This is a genomic window from Ileibacterium valens (assembly GCF_001945525.1).
Classification (GTDB): domain Bacteria; phylum Bacillota_I; class Bacilli_A; order Erysipelotrichales; family Erysipelotrichaceae; genus Ileibacterium; species Ileibacterium valens.
In genome coordinates this window covers 1-13,630 of sequence record NZ_MPJW01000157.1, presented here as the reverse complement: position 1 = coordinate 13,630, position 13,630 = coordinate 1, and the positions used below count along the sequence as shown (strand labels likewise).

12 protein-coding genes, 1 other RNA gene, 1 pseudogene and 1 riboswitch are annotated in these 13,630 nt (G+C 40.9%); of the genes and pseudogenes, 5 read left to right on the top strand and 9 right to left on the bottom strand.

Translation table 11 applies throughout. The annotated features are described in order from the left end of the window. Positions 1 to 187: 187 nt before the first annotated feature. From BO222_RS14085 to BO222_RS14405, 3 genes and pseudogenes are all read right to left on the bottom strand, one after another. Positions 188 to 316 (bottom strand): annotated as a pseudogene (locus BO222_RS14085) (hypothetical protein); the annotation flags it as partial. 809 nt (positions 317 to 1,125) lie between these two features. After that, positions 1,126 to 1,647 carry a hypothetical protein gene (locus tag BO222_RS08165; protein ID WP_143356984.1) on the bottom strand — a complete coding sequence of 174 codons (522 nt, stop codon included), beginning with the start codon at positions 1,645 to 1,647 and terminating at the stop codon, positions 1,126 to 1,128. Beyond that, on the bottom strand, positions 1,568 to 1,957 hold the full coding sequence (locus tag BO222_RS14405; RefSeq protein WP_075820035.1) for a helix-turn-helix domain-containing protein: 390 nt from the start codon (positions 1,955 to 1,957) through the stop codon (positions 1,568 to 1,570). The genes BO222_RS08165 and BO222_RS14405 overlap by 80 nt, the downstream gene beginning before the upstream one ends. 473 nt (positions 1,958 to 2,430) lie before the next feature. Here BO222_RS14405 and BO222_RS08155 point away from each other — a divergent pair, with 473 nt between their 5' ends. Both BO222_RS08155 and BO222_RS08150 read left to right on the top strand, forming a co-directional pair. Then, positions 2,431 to 3,315, top strand: coding sequence for an HAD family hydrolase (locus tag BO222_RS08155; RefSeq protein ID WP_075820033.1), 885 nt, complete (start codon positions 2,431 to 2,433; stop codon positions 3,313 to 3,315). Between the two features lie 201 nt (positions 3,316 to 3,516). After that, positions 3,517 to 4,056, top strand: coding sequence for a nitroreductase family protein (locus BO222_RS08150; protein ID WP_075820031.1), 540 nt, complete (start codon positions 3,517 to 3,519; stop codon positions 4,054 to 4,056). 351 nt (positions 4,057 to 4,407) lie between these two features. Here BO222_RS08150 and BO222_RS08145 read toward each other — a convergent pair whose 3' ends face one another. Beyond that, complete coding sequence (locus tag BO222_RS08145; protein ID WP_075820029.1) at positions 4,408 to 5,502, bottom strand: hypothetical protein; 1,095 nt, start codon at positions 5,500 to 5,502, stop codon at positions 4,408 to 4,410. 256 nt (positions 5,503 to 5,758) lie between these two features. Here BO222_RS08145 and BO222_RS08140 point away from each other — a divergent pair, with 256 nt between their 5' ends. Further along, complete coding sequence (locus BO222_RS08140; protein ID WP_075820027.1) at positions 5,759 to 6,946, top strand: MalY/PatB family protein; 1,188 nt, start codon at positions 5,759 to 5,761, stop codon at positions 6,944 to 6,946. 145 nt (positions 6,947 to 7,091) lie between these two features. Here BO222_RS08140 and BO222_RS08135 read toward each other — a convergent pair whose 3' ends face one another. Then, positions 7,092 to 9,575: a transglycosylase domain-containing protein gene (locus tag BO222_RS08135; protein WP_075820025.1), complete on the bottom strand. Its 2,484-nt coding sequence runs from the start codon at positions 9,573 to 9,575 to the stop codon at positions 7,092 to 7,094. Between the two features lies 1 nt (position 9,576). Continuing rightward, on the bottom strand, positions 9,577 to 10,203 hold the full coding sequence (gene recU, locus BO222_RS08130; RefSeq protein ID WP_075820023.1) for a Holliday junction resolvase RecU: 627 nt from the start codon (positions 10,201 to 10,203) through the stop codon (positions 9,577 to 9,579). 307 nt (positions 10,204 to 10,510) lie between these two features. Between recU and BO222_RS08125 the strand changes: the two genes are divergently transcribed. Continuing rightward, positions 10,511 to 10,852, top strand: coding sequence for a DivIVA domain-containing protein (locus BO222_RS08125; protein WP_075820021.1), 342 nt, complete (start codon positions 10,511 to 10,513; stop codon positions 10,850 to 10,852). A 68-nt stretch (positions 10,853 to 10,920) separates the two neighbouring features. Further along, positions 10,921 to 11,276, top strand: an RNA gene (gene rnpB, locus BO222_RS08120) — RNase P RNA component class B. 87 nt (positions 11,277 to 11,363) lie between these two features. On the opposite strand, the gene BO222_RS08115 is transcribed toward rnpB, so the two are convergent. The 3 genes from BO222_RS08115 to BO222_RS08105 form a co-directional block, all read right to left on the bottom strand. Further along, the gene (locus tag BO222_RS08115) at positions 11,364 to 11,879 is read right to left on the bottom strand and encodes an energy-coupled thiamine transporter ThiT (protein WP_075820019.1); all 516 of its coding nucleotides are present in this window, start codon (positions 11,877 to 11,879) and stop codon (positions 11,364 to 11,366) included. Positions 11,880 to 11,908: 29 nt separating this feature from the next. Further along, a riboswitch (TPP riboswitch) is annotated at positions 11,909 to 12,002 on the bottom strand. 312 nt (positions 12,003 to 12,314) lie between these two features. Then, complete coding sequence (locus BO222_RS08110) at positions 12,315 to 13,181, bottom strand: metallophosphoesterase (RefSeq protein ID WP_143356983.1); 867 nt, start codon at positions 13,179 to 13,181, stop codon at positions 12,315 to 12,317. Between the two features lie 194 nt (positions 13,182 to 13,375). Continuing rightward, positions 13,376 to 13,630, bottom strand: a 255-nt coding sequence (locus BO222_RS08105; protein ID WP_075820015.1) for a transposase, incomplete at its 5' end; no start/stop codon positions are given.

Here is a 13,630-nt window from a genome sequence, read left to right as displayed (position 1 = left end):
CCCTTGATTTCTGAGTGGCCTTTGTCCAGACGAATGTCATCTTGTTGGCGTTGGCTTCAATTTTTGTTCCATCCAGATAAAGGACAGAAGAGTCTATCTGAGGATCATTCTGTTCGGCATAGCGGTTGAATTCCGTAAAGAGATCCTCCATGCATGGAGTAAGGCATTCCTTCTGAAAGCGGGAAATTGTACCGTAAGAAGGAGTTTCGCCATTGAAAAGGCAGAGCAGACGGATGTCGTGAGAATAAAGTTCTTCCTGCTGCCGCAAAGAGCAGTAGCCATAAAGAGTAAAAGAAATCAGAGCGGCTTTGAGCATGGCGTCTGCTGGGAAATGGCAGGCTGGCCAGGAGGCAAAAGAAGGATAAAGGGCAAGGTCGAGATAATCATCGACAAAGGAACTGACAGTAGTGAAGACAGAATCCATCTCAATATGAGGGAAGAGAGAATGGAGCAGTGGCAAACGGCCCTGAATCGAGTTATAGTGTGTTTGGTAATTTTGTTTATTAAGCATGAACATATTTTACCAAAAAAGGCACCTCATCCATTACGGATCAGGTGCCTCTTTTTATTTTTGGACTGTCAGAAATTTAACAGCCCCTCTGCATTTATATTTGCGAATTACGCTCATGGATAATGAAAGTTTTTGAATTACCTGATTATCAATAAGCTCTATACTCGAAAAACCAGTGGAAGTTCTGTGGGAAAGATTTGTTCCTTACAGTCAAGTCGAGCTTTCAAAACAATTGAAAGATTCTCGTAATCATTTTCTTCCTCAAAATAGCAGCAGAGAATCCTGAGGAATATCATCAGAATGGTCCAGTTGTACTGACTGCAAAGACAATTCAGAAAAGGATTTATGACATTATTTATTGCTCGTCTATCTATTCGAATAACCGCCCGCAGCAAACGAAAAAGATAGATGTCATCTTTTGTAAGTGAATCTTTATCGAATTTAGAGATGATCTGTAAAGCTTCTTTGGTCTTCGATAATCGATACAGACAATATGGAGCCAAAACGCAATTCGCCGCAGGAGATGAATTTTTGATACTTAAACTCATTTGAGTCAGTGCCTGATCAAATTCGTTATTGAGAACATAAGCTAGAATCAGATTGTTTTCAGCAGCTTAAGCGATTGTTGGATAAGCTGAAATACTCGTATGGCATAAAATTCCATTTAATTTTTGTATAGCAGGCCTGTAAAAGCCACAGCAAATTAATAGGATGGATTCATTGTTCAAGCAAGAAATGATTCTATACAAATTGCATGATTGCTGAAAAGTCAGCTTAACTTCTTCAATGAGTTTAATTCCCTGATAGAAATCTGTGCAGATACCTAATGGATAAGCAAGATTATATTTTAGAAGAGCAGGTAGATCTGACCAGAGCTCACCGTTAGAGATAGAGATACCTTTCTTTACCCAACTGATAGTATCTTCAAGATTATATTTGGAGAACAGTTCAGTATTACGTTTAATGTAAAGCGCATAAAATAGACAAATTAAACCCTGTTCATCTGCTTCATAGATTTCAAGAAACTCTAGAGCGTTTTCAAATATATACTTGGAATTAATATCCCGACTTTTTACAGCTGAGAAAGCATTCAAATAGTAGCCAATGAAAATAGCCATAAGAAGCTTTATATGCATTTTTATCCCTTTCAAAACTTTGAGTCACTGCTACCATTTCAAATGTATTTAGAGCAATAAATGAAGTTATGACATGATTAAGAAGCTCCTTCGATTGAAACCAAAGTTGGTCATTTGTATCGAAATTAATTTTATAAACATCTAAAAAGCGATCAAAAAGCTCAGGCTTCATTTTCCTCCGCTGATTTTCGATATCGCTTAATAGAGATGTTGAAACAGAAAGACCGTATGAAATGTTTTCAAGTGATAAGCCAGCCTGTTTTCGCAGCAATCTAAAATATAAGCCTAAATAATCGTGAATGTTTTTCATTGCTTAATTTTAAAATAATAGTCTGAAAAAAGATATTTAATTTTATAAGACTGCATTCCGAATAATTGGAGTAAAAGTATGAAAATAAATAGATCGATATTAAAAATGTTTATGATGATTTCTTTGTTGACGAGTATGTACAGTATTCCTTTGAAATTATGCATTGAACATGAATGCCAAGATCTGTGTTGGATTCTAAACGAATCATCTTTGCCATTGGGTGGTCCGACTGATCTCAATGAATGACTGGGTATAAACTGAATTAGAAAAGAATACAATCTTTATTTGTAATTCATCATCGTTTTCTGCCAAACATCCGACAAATAGGAGTGTTTGGCTATTTTTCTTTTCAGTGTGAATTACGAACAGATTTATGGATGTTGCTTTTTTAGAGAGATAAAGCGAAATAAATCATTTGGTTGAAGTGATGGGATAAGATAAACGAGAAAATGAATAATCAGTGAGGTAAACAAATGATAAAAGCAGTTGTAGCAGATATGGATGGAACTCTGCTGAATGAAAAGGACGAAATTTCACAGAAAACCAGAGATTATCTGATTGATCTTGAAAAGAAGGGGGTAAAGCTGATTCTGGCTAGTGGGAGAAGCTATCCAAGACTTCTTCCTTATGCTAAACAGCTGAAGATGGATGAGTTTGGCGGTTACTTTATTGAAATCGATGGAGTCGCCCGCTATGAACCAAAAACCGGTAAAAGGATTAAATTTCACGAAATGCAGCCTGAGGAAATTGCAGAAATATACGACTGGTTTACAACAACAGGAGCTGAACCGCAGGCTGTTTTTGATGATGGATTGTTCGATTTTCTGCCTGAACAGGCTATGGAAAAGAAAAGAAAGATCCGCGAGGAAAACAATCTTCCAGATGATTATCCATGGACTGCCGGTCCCTGGAGCTGGCTTGCCGATCTGAGTAAAGGATATCCGAACATCTCATATGTAAAAAGCTCTGCTGAAATCAATCGTCCGATTAATAAGCTGCAGGTAATGGATGATGAAGAAGCAATCAAGAAAGTATATGATCAGGCAATCAAAAAATTTGGAAATCAGTTTTCCATCTATCGAACAACACCTAAGCAGCTCGAAGTTCTTCCGTTTGGTTTTTCAAAAGGAGAAGCGTTAAAAAGACTGATGAAAGAAAATGGCTGGAATGCAGATGAAGTTGCAGTCTTCGGAGATGGGGAAAACGATGTGTCAATGATGCAGGTAGTTTCTCATTCCTTCGCAATGAGAAATGCGAAAGATTATGTTCAAAGTAAAGCAGCTCATATAACAGATTCCAACCGAAACGATGGAATTGTGAAAGGATTAGAGAGTCTCAATTTGCCGTTTGGCGCCTGATTGCTGCTCAGAGTGATATCAGGGGACCTGATTGAAACCTGATTTGATTGTTTGGGTATTTGAAAGCATTTTTACAAACGTGCCATAATAGAACTAATCGATCCTGGATCAAATTTTCATGAAAGTCAGATATTTTTTATTGTCTGGCTGACAGGAAATCGCTTCATGATCAATCGAAAGATGAGAAAGGAAAATATTTGAATGAAGTTTTTTAAAGTTGTTGAAGAAAGAAGAAGTATTCGAAAATACAAAGATAAACCAGTCAGTGATGAGGATCTAAAAAAGATGATCCATGCCGCGATTGCAGCTCCAAGCTGGAAGAATTCACAGACTCCTCGTTACTATGTGGTAACAAACGAAGAGAAATTAGCCAGCCTGAAAGAAAATTGTCTGCCGCCATTCAACGCTCGAAATTGTGAAAATGCCCCAGCAGTGATTGTTTGCTGCTTTGAAAAGGGAAAAAGCGGAATGGGAAACGATGGACAATATGCTAATGAATGTGAAGAAGGCTGGGGATATTATGATCTCGGATTAGCCAGTGAAAACCTGGTCTTAGCTGCGACAGCTCTTGGCCTTGGCACGCTGATCATGGGGATTCGAAATGCGGAAGGGTTAAGAAAATTACTGAACATTCCTGAAGAACAGCAGATTGTTTCAGTGATCAGCGTTGGCGTTCCGGATATTGAACCCAAAATGTCCAATCGACTGAAAATGAAAGAGACAACAATCTTTATCGATTAATCCAGCGGTTAATGAACTGCAGATAGATTTAATCATCTGCTGTAGAATATTGATATTTTGTTCGCAAAGAAAACGATAGTGCAAAAAATATGAATTATGACGGATTTCGCCTGAGTCACACTCAAAATGGCCGGTGAAATCCGTTTTTTGCTGCTTTGTCTTAATTGTATGATCAGCCATATAGAATGGAGAAAATTTGCATTAAAAATTTGCATGCAGCAAGCATAGCAGGCAGGCCAGTTCAGATTCTGAAAAATCAATGAGATCTGATATCAGCCATTTTTACAGGCATGGACATCAGATCTCAGACAGGTTAAAGAATTTCATGCATCTTGAAATTCATGGAATTTATCATTGTTCAATAGTATAGGCGTTATTAAGGACATAGGCTTCGGAAAGAAGAGGTGTAATTTCTTCTACAGAATACGCTTTACTGTCCGCAGGAAAAGCTGGGAAATATACATTTACACAATCTGGCTGATCCGAATAGCTGATTAGGATATATTGTGGTTTAGCTGACAGATTTCCAGAGGGGACGAGTCCTAGGATAATCTGCTGCTGTTCACAGATGGATGCGATCAGACTTGAATCAACCTGAATGGGCTCAATGCTTAATCCAATAGATGGTCCGGCCGATACAAGCACCTGGGGCTCTGCTACGCCTTGAGAATCCGCACCTCCAGCTGAATCAATAGCCTGGGCTGCGAGATAAGGAGTAATACCACTGTTGTTCTGAAGATGACAGGCAGCAGCGGATAAAGCGGTAGGCCCACTTCCGACAAGTCCGATCACATTGCCTGAAAACGGTTGATAAGCCCATTGCAGGTCGTATTGAACCAGAGCAGGTAAAGATTCCAAAGACATTGTTAAGGCTCCGGGTGCAGCGATATAAGGTTCCTGATTTACAAACGCAGAAACAAAATTCAATCGCCGGGGATCTTCGTTTAAAAAGCTGATGTATTCTTCAGGATATCGTTCAAGATTTTTCAGGATATTCAAATAAAGATCTTCAGGGGCACTTAAAGAATTCACTGCTTCCATATCTGAATCGCTCAGCTTTTCATGAATCATTGAACGGACCTGATTCTGAAAAGCACCAAGCTGAGTTTTTGCCAGTTCCTGATAAGCGGCAAATGTAGATGGAGAGATGTTTGGGGTTGTCGAAGCGGCAGCGATTTCACTTTGAGCTTCGCCGATTCTGTTTGCTTTTTCTTCAATCTTTGCCACCCTTTGATGCTGAATCACAGCTTGATAAATACTGATTGCTCCATAGATCATTCCAAGAATTAAAGCAATGGGAATTAAGATCACCACGGCGAGGCGTCCATAATGAACCTTTGCTGTTGTTTTTTTCTTAGAGCTTTTCTTATTTCCTTGCTGGGAAGAAATACTCTTTTTGGTCGCAGAACTATTTTTTACGTTTTTTGAATTTGACCGTCTGGCCATAACCATCAATTCCTTTCGAACTGCCATAAAGCAGGTAGAGTTGACTTTAATTATACTTGTAACAAGTTTTCAAAAGAATGCTATGCCTGCCATCCTGCAAACAATTAAACAAAAAAACCGACGAAGGATTGAAGAAACTCTTAAAGACAAAAAACGATTTCAAATCCATTAGAAATTGGCTAGACTCATTTTGCCAGGATTTTCAAAATCGATGGAATTCTGGCCTAGGAAATTGGAGAAGAAAGGGGGAATTGATATGGTTTTTGATTTCGACAGAACAATTAACAGAAGAGGAACCCATTGCTTTAAATGGGATTCACAACCGATGAATGATGATCCAGAATTGCTGCCTCTGTTTGTGGCGGATATGGATTTTCAGACCGCTCCGTGTATTCAACAGGCACTGGCAAAAACAGTTGAGCATGGGGTATATGGTTATACTTCGGTTTGGGATGGTTATAAGGATGCTGTGATCTCCTGGATGAAAAACCGTCATGGTTGGGATATTGAAAAAGAATGGATTTTGCCATTTCCGGGAATTGTCCCAGCGATAAAAGCTGCAGTGCGGACCTTTACGAAACCAGGCGATGAAATCCTGATTTTTAAGCCGGTTTACTATCCTTTTGATGCTTCAATTCGGGATAATGACCGAACGATTGTTGAATTTGCCTTAGATGAACAAGATGGATTTTATTCTATCGATTTTGAAAAACTGGAAGATCTTCTTAAAAAGAGCGATATCAAGATGGTGGTATTCTGCAATCCTCATAACCCCATTGGAAGGGTGTGGACAAAAGAAGAGTTGAAAAAGCTCGGAGATCTTTGTCTGAAATATAACATTATGTTTTTCAGCGATGAAATCCATATGGATTTTGAATATGGCGATCATAAATTTGTCGCTATGCTTGATGCCTGTCCTGAGCTTAAAGAACAGTTTATTTCAGCGACGGCTCCTTCAAAATCCTTTAATCTGGCTGGTCTGATCGTTTCAAATCTGATCATTCCAAGTGAATGTACATACAAACAGCTGAAAAAGGAAATGGATAACAGCGGAATTATGGCTCCTAACCTGTTTGGACTGGTAGCGGCAGAAGCAGCCTATAAAGATGGAGCAGAGTGGCTGGACGCATTGCTGGCTTATATTGAAGGAAACTTTGATTTCATGAAATCCTGGTTTGAAGAGAATATGCCTGAAGTAAAAATGAGAAAACCAGAAGGACTTTATCTGGCCTGGGCAGACTTCAGAGGACTTGGATTGAGTGATGAAGAACTCGAGGATTTTATGCTTCATGAAGCTCATCTCTGGCTCGATGAAGGATACATTTTTGGAAACGATGGTTCTGGATGGGAAAGATTTAATTGCGCCTGTCCGCGCAGCATCATTGAAACCTCTTTGAATCGAATTAAAGATGCCTGGCAAAAACGTCAGGAAGCCCAGCGATAAACTTTTTGCTTTGCTTGTCCTTTTTATAACGCATCAAATAAAAAATGACCGGCTTGATCTGTATTGGATCAAGCTGGTCATTTTTACATATCTTTTCCTGAATGTGAATTTACAAAACTGAATACAGCTTTTTGTTGGCAGGGAGCTAGAAGAATCTGCGCATTGGAAGCATGAACAAATTCATTAAAGTCATCGCAAAACCAGTTGGCTGCTCCGGTTGTTCTGGGGTTGTCTGTTCTGGATTTTCCGGCTGCTCCGGTTGTTCTGGCTGTTCCGGAGAAGGTTGTTCTGGCTGTTCCGGCTGCCCTGGCTGTTCTGGCTGTTCTGGCTGTTCAGGAGTAGGTTCCACCTGGATTGGAGCACATGCTGTTCCATTTAAGTAAGTACCGCTTGGGCATACACACGCATTGTCGGTAAAGGATCCGCCGGAACCTTCGCAGGCACTCTTTGCTGCCTCATCGACTTCCGGAGTCATATCATCCGTCTGATCACCACTCTGTTCAGGCTCAGGAGTTGGGGTTGGCGCAGGAGTATGAGAAGTAGAATCGCCCTGTTCAACGAACTCGGTTTTGATATACCCCTTACCATAATCTGAAACTCCATCAGGCCTTGGTATGGCGGCAAAGCCCATTGAATTATTCATATATTCAAGCAGGTGATCATTGATCTTAAACGCGGTGGCTTCATTCAGGGTAGGCATATCAATATACCAGCCCTGTGAGAAATATTCCGGTGTATATCCGGACCAGCAGGCAATGGATATCTTATCCGTGTAAGCGATGGACCATTCATCCTTAATGGTTGTGCTTGGAATTCCATACTGCAGACCATCTTCAGCCCAGTCGGAAGTACCTGACTTGGCATAAACCGGATAATTTGTAGAAGTCAGCAGGTTGTTGAAGTTGTAATAACCACCGGTAACCACCTTTTCAAGCAACTGAGACATCATCCACGCTGCCTGGGCGGAAATCAGTTCGTTTTCAGTGGTGTTTCCGTTAATCTCTTCATTATCAGAACGGCGAATAATACGACGGATTCGATGCGAATTGATTCTAACTCCATTGTTGGCAAACATGGAGTAGGCCGATGACATCTGCACCGGTGAAGCAAACATGTTTGATCCGCCGATTGCAAACTGAGGATTGAATGTTTCAGCAACTTCATCATCAAAACCAAGCTTCTTGCAGAAATCAACCCAGTAAGGAATTCCTGTATTATCAACGAGTTCAATCATCGTTGCCGCTGCAGTCGTGTTTTTGGAAACTCCAAGCGCGTATTCCAGAGAAATGTTTCCTTCATAACGGCCATCGGAGTTGACAAGGTTAAAGCCGGCGTTCCAGTAGTCTTTTGCTTTGTCCTGTACGGTGTGAGTCGTCGCCCATCCTAACAGGTCAAAAGTTGAACAGTAAGCCAGCAGAGGTTTCATGGATGAACCAGGCTGACGGGTATTGATTGAGTTATCCTGTTTGACATCCTGTTCGTGATAGCGGCGTCCAGGCCCAACGGCAATGATCTCACCGCTTTGAGGATTGGTAATCGCAAGTCCTACGTCAAAGGCTTCGTTTGGGAATGGGATGACTTCACCGTTCATGACCCGATCCACTTCACCCTGAACGTCCTGGTTAAGAGCGGTATAAATATCCATCGGGATAATGGCTGGATCCTGACCAGTCAGCTGAATGGCTTCGCTGATCACCTGGTTAATATAGGCTTCGTTGGCATCCGTTGAAACCTGTGGAATATAGTTCAGGGATAGAGCAAGATCGGTATTTACTGCGAGATCATGTTCTTCCTGGGTGATATATCCATGCTGCAGCATCAGATCAAGTGTCGTATTTCTTCTTTCTGTAGCCGCAGCCAGATGGTCAAACTCCGAATCGCTTCTGTTGTTGAGCGGGTTGTAAAGGGCAGGAGCATTAATGGCTCCGGCTAGGAAGGCCGATTCTGGAAGGTTGAGTTCAGATACATCCTTGTTGAAGTAATATTTAGCGGCTTTCTGAATACCACGGGTGCTTCCTGCTGAACCAAACCAGATTCGGTTGAGGTAGTATTCCATGATTTCTTCCTTCTCGATTGTCTGTTCGGCAATCAGGGACAGGTAGATTTCCTGAATCTTCAGCTTGATCTGATCCAGTTTTGACACTGAACCCTTTTCGTTGGAAATTTTTTCTTCCTGATTTTTTGTAAAGGCATTATCGATCATCTGCATGGTCAGAGTCGATCCACCCTGGGAGAAACTTCCTGATTTCAGGTTGGTGACAGCAGCGGCCAAAAATCGAGGAAGGTCGAATCCGCTGTGCTCAAAGAATCGTGAGTCTTCGATAGAAAGAAAGGCATCGATGACATTTTGCGGAATCTGTTCATAGGTGATGTCTTCACGAATTTCTTCACCAAATTCGAATGCAAGGTTTCCTGCATCATCAAAGATTCGGGAATTTGAAAGAGTCGAAAGACCGTCCCGTGAAAAACGCATGCCTTCAGGATCGTTAATGACATTCACCAGGATAAAAAAGACAGAGATGCATCCGACCATGAATAAGGTCAGAATGCAGACTGCAATTTTATTCCATATATCCAGCTTTCTTCTGGGCTTTTTCGATGGAGTAGAATTGTTGTTTGAATTTTGCATATCAGTTGTCCTTTGCGATTGTATCTCCTTTCAGATATTTTTCATCGACTGCTTTAAGGTAATTGATTCTTGGCATAAAACCTTCTTTAAGCAGAAGACCGTTTTCACAAAACCATTGGTGAGGAATGGACGCTGCCTTTGTCTGCTCGAAGACACGAATCAGATCCGAGCTGTCAATCAGCCATGTCTCATTGAAATGAGAAAAGCGAATAATGAAAAAACCGATTCCTCCGAGCTTTGCGACTTTTTTTAAATGTTCGATCTGATGCTCATGAATCAGGTATTTCGGAAAGCTTGATCTGTTCCGGGTCTCCTTGGCTTCAAAATCAATGTAATGGCCTTTATAGATACCATTGTAATCGGTTGTTGAAGGAGTTCGGTAGTAAGCCTCGACAATCTTAGCATGATCCCGTGAAGGATAATCAACTCGTACAACCTGAATTGGGGTTGGTTTCTTATGAATCAGAGCTGCGCCTATATCGTTATAATACGTGTTTGAGGCGTTAAGGTCTTCTTCAAGTCTGGCTCCACGTCCAGAATGGTTATCGATTGTATTTTCATGTCGACCTTTGGGTATTGCCGCTTTCTTTATCGTCTTACCATTTGGATAGTGTATATTGGATGTCATTATCAAAGTATACCGAATGAAAATCTCTGATTCAATGAACGGGCTGTCTCTTCACAAGAGTAAGATTGGAGTTTTGGTCAAACAATACAATGAGTAACAGCTTCCATATATTAACAGCTTCCATATATTATAGAAGAGATGAGTTAGCACAAAGGCATTTGGTTTACGCCAATGTCCGTTACAATAGTACAGAAATTATTAGAGATTAGTCTTGTGAAAATATTGTGAAATATCACAAGATGTGAATTCATGCGTTGTTTAACGGCGAGAACGGTGCTATAATCACGACAGTATGGAGGGGATTAAGATGGCAAAAGATACGAATTTGTCAGCTCATGAAATCTACGAGAAAGAATTTCATGTCGATCTGAAAGGTTATGCCAGTGCTGAAGTGGATGACTTCCTGGATCTGGTTATTGAAGATTATCAGACATACGATGAAAAACTCGAAGAACTTGGTCAGGCTCTTGCTCGCTATGAAGCAAAGATCAAGGAGCTGCAGCAGGAAATTTTTACATTGCAGACCAGCAATAATAATCTAAACGAGCAGCTCAGCTCTGATTTCGTGAATGTAAATTCCGATCAGGTTGATCTTCTGAAGAGAATTGCGCGTCTTGAGCAGGCCGTATTTCAGTCTCCTCAGGAATAACAGTTCGATCAATCTGTCATTGTGACAGATAACAAGACCAATTAAAAATGGAATACGAAAAACACAGCTTTAATGAAGCAGTTGCTGGCAGTCATGCGCTGTCAGAGGAAAGTCCATGCTCGCACAATCTGAGATGATTGTAGTGTTTGTGCCAGTCCAATCAATAAGGCTGGGGTACCTTCGGGTATACGGCTGTCCGAAAGCCTAAAGAGAAATCCATGGCTGACGGCTTTAAAAGTGCCACAGAGACGAAGCTTCATTGGAAACAATGAAGGTGGAACGGGTAAACCCCTCAAGCGAGAAACCCAAATTTGGTAGGGGAACTGAATGAAGCAAAATGAAGCGGATTTCGGATGGATTCAGCTGAATCCATAGATAAATAACTGCTGCCTGCACTAGCAGGAACAAAACATGGCTTATGATTTAAGGCTGATCGACCGGAGAAATCCGGTCTTTTTTCGTTTATATAAAAAAAAACTGCCCGAAGGCAGTGGGATATGACAGGTGAACTTCAGATTGCTTTTTCAAGACGTTTAGCTAGATATTTCATCAGAAGGGGAACCATGATCAATCCAACAATGGTTGTCGGGACCATATAGGAAGCCTGATAGATCATGCTTGGAATCCAGGGCGTTTCATAAAAGAATACGCCGGACAGGGTATGGGAGAAAAAGCGGATGAGATTGGTAATCAGAATTCCGGAGTAAAACATTCCATAGTTTGGAAACAGACAGGCAATTCCATAAATTCCAAATGGGATGATGTAGTCCAGAAGAAACTGAACAGGTCCAAGGACATACATCCGTCCGGAAACAAATTGAAGCAAAACAGAAAGGAGCCCTACAATGGTTCCTTTTTTCCAGCCCAGCTGATAGCTGGCCATCAGCAAAGCGATTGTTCCAAGGCCAAGAGAACCGCCCTGAGGCATCGCTGGCAAAATGTTGGCGATAAAATCCAGAACATAGAACAGGGCCAGATAGAAGGCCATCAATACAATTTCTTTAACGCTCATTGAATTTTTAGACATAAAAAAAACACCTCCATGCAAGAAGGCGCAGTCGGTCATGAATGACTCCCTACGCTAGTACAACCTAGATCAGGTACAAAGGCTAATCTCAGCTCCTGGATAAGAGCACACCTGTCATATCGTTCTTAGGATACACCAGACAGACCAGAAGATTTCCTGAAAGGACTAACAAAAAGGTAATTTGTATGGTTTTTTGAGATTTTTACAGGAATTGAGAGTTTACATTGTAGTTTGCGTTGTTTGATGAAACAAAGAAAAAGTCTTTTGTCATAGCAGGCCGCAATGATTGAATCATTTGGCGCTTAACAGACAAAAGACTTAAAAATTCAGTGGAGATTGTTTGACTTATATTTTTATTTTTTATTACTTTTTAATTTATTTTCAGAGTCTGCCAGTGATTTGGTTCAGAGTGATCTTATAAGGAATGAACGAAATTTACTGGTTGGAAAACATGAAATAAACGATTTCAACTGGTGCATTCAGCCTGGCACGAATATTGATGCAGCCCAGTCCACTGGTCAGATAATAATCAAATGGCAGATTCTTCTGATCGGCCCGGTTCAGGTTTTCAGAGCCAGGCCACAGACGATATCCGCCTTTGATTGGCCAGGTAATCTGGGTGCCATGAGCATTTCCAGCGGCAGCTAAATCAATTGGAGCGTTTGTCACATATTCATTGAGCAGATGATCAGGATAATGTGAAAAGGCGAAGTTGAACTGTTCAGGATTTAATGCAGCCAATGAACTGTCTGTGTTGAGATCAAGGCCAAACGCCGCAAAGCGAATTCCTTCACGGGACTGATTGGTGATCAGTCTGGTCGTATTGTCGAGAATCTCGATTTGGGTATTGTTATAAATTTCCTGAACATTCACTAACCGGCCTTCATTGACCAGATCCTGTTCCCCATATAAGGCAAATTTACCTAATGGAGCCTGAATGGATGCCAACCAGGCGTTCATCTGATCCTTATCTGCATCGGTTACCGTATAATCCGAAGCAAAAAGATCACCGCCAAAAACAAACAGATCAGGATTGAGCTGTTTAATCTTCTCAAAAACAGCATTTGTTTTTTCAGGGTCTGAAAAGGTGCCGTACTCCAGATCAGAAAAGTAGACCAGAGAGACCTGATTGAGGGAATCCGGAATTTTCTTGGAGTGAATGGTTTTGTAGGTGACTCTGAACCCATCAGGATTAATGTAGAACATACGATAGATGGAAATATCGAGACTGATTACCAGAATCAGCACTCCAATGACCAGCATACAGAGTTTTTTCTGAAGGGAATTCATCATGTGAATCATATTAATCATATCGAAGGGATTAGTCAAAAGGGGCTGTTAAATTTCGACTGATTTTTCATCAGCGAGATTTACAGCCCCTTTTTCTATGCTTTTTATCTGATTCAATCCTGTTTTATGATGTGTTTTTCCGCTCAAGTCAATTTTTGAACGCACTGAAAAGAGCCAAAACTCAAAAAGACTGTTTATAATCTTTTTCAGATTTCGCTTTTCTGCTCCTTTAATTTTCCATAACGTTCGAGTTCTGGGAAACTCATCCGATTTCTGTTGTTTAATTTTCTGATATTGTGTCCCATGGCCACAATAAGCACCTCAAATTTTACGATTTCCAGTCCCCGGCGTCTCAATCGGCTGTATCTGTAGTTTTCTTTAAGATCTCCGAAGGTTCCTTCCGCCTGAATGCTCCGGCTGACCATAATCTCATGTCCTGCATCTGAAGACATGTTCTCCCC

What these genes read in the sequence shown, in the direction of transcription:
- BO222_RS08145 (WP_075820029.1), bottom strand. Translation starts at nt 5,502, where the DNA reads ATGGCCAGACGGTCAAATTCAAAAAACGTAAAAAATAGTTCTGCGACC.
- BO222_RS08165 (WP_143356984.1), bottom strand. Translation starts at nt 1,647, where the DNA reads ATGCATATAAAGCTTCTTATGGCTATTTTCATTGGCTACTATTTGAAT.
- BO222_RS08140 (WP_075820027.1), top strand. Translation starts at nt 5,759, where the DNA reads ATGGTTTTTGATTTCGACAGAACAATTAACAGAAGAGGAACCCATTGC.
- BO222_RS08150 (WP_075820031.1), top strand. Translation starts at nt 3,517, where the DNA reads ATGAAGTTTTTTAAAGTTGTTGAAGAAAGAAGAAGTATTCGAAAATAC.
- BO222_RS08135 (WP_075820025.1), bottom strand. Translation starts at nt 9,575, where the DNA reads ATGCAAAATTCAAACAACAATTCTACTCCATCGAAAAAGCCCAGAAGA.
- BO222_RS08155 (WP_075820033.1), top strand. Translation starts at nt 2,431, where the DNA reads ATGATAAAAGCAGTTGTAGCAGATATGGATGGAACTCTGCTGAATGAA.
- BO222_RS14405 (WP_075820035.1), bottom strand. Translation starts at nt 1,957, where the DNA reads ATGAAAAACATTCACGATTATTTAGGCTTATATTTTAGATTGCTGCGA.
- BO222_RS08125 (WP_075820021.1), top strand. Translation starts at nt 10,511, where the DNA reads ATGGCAAAAGATACGAATTTGTCAGCTCATGAAATCTACGAGAAAGAA.
- BO222_RS08115 (WP_075820019.1), bottom strand. Translation starts at nt 11,879, where the DNA reads ATGTCTAAAAATTCAATGAGCGTTAAAGAAATTGTATTGATGGCCTTC.
- BO222_RS08110 (WP_143356983.1), bottom strand. Translation starts at nt 13,181, where the DNA reads ATGATTCACATGATGAATTCCCTTCAGAAAAAACTCTGTATGCTGGTC.
- recU (WP_075820023.1), bottom strand. Translation starts at nt 10,203, where the DNA reads ATGACATCCAATATACACTATCCAAATGGTAAGACGATAAAGAAAGCG.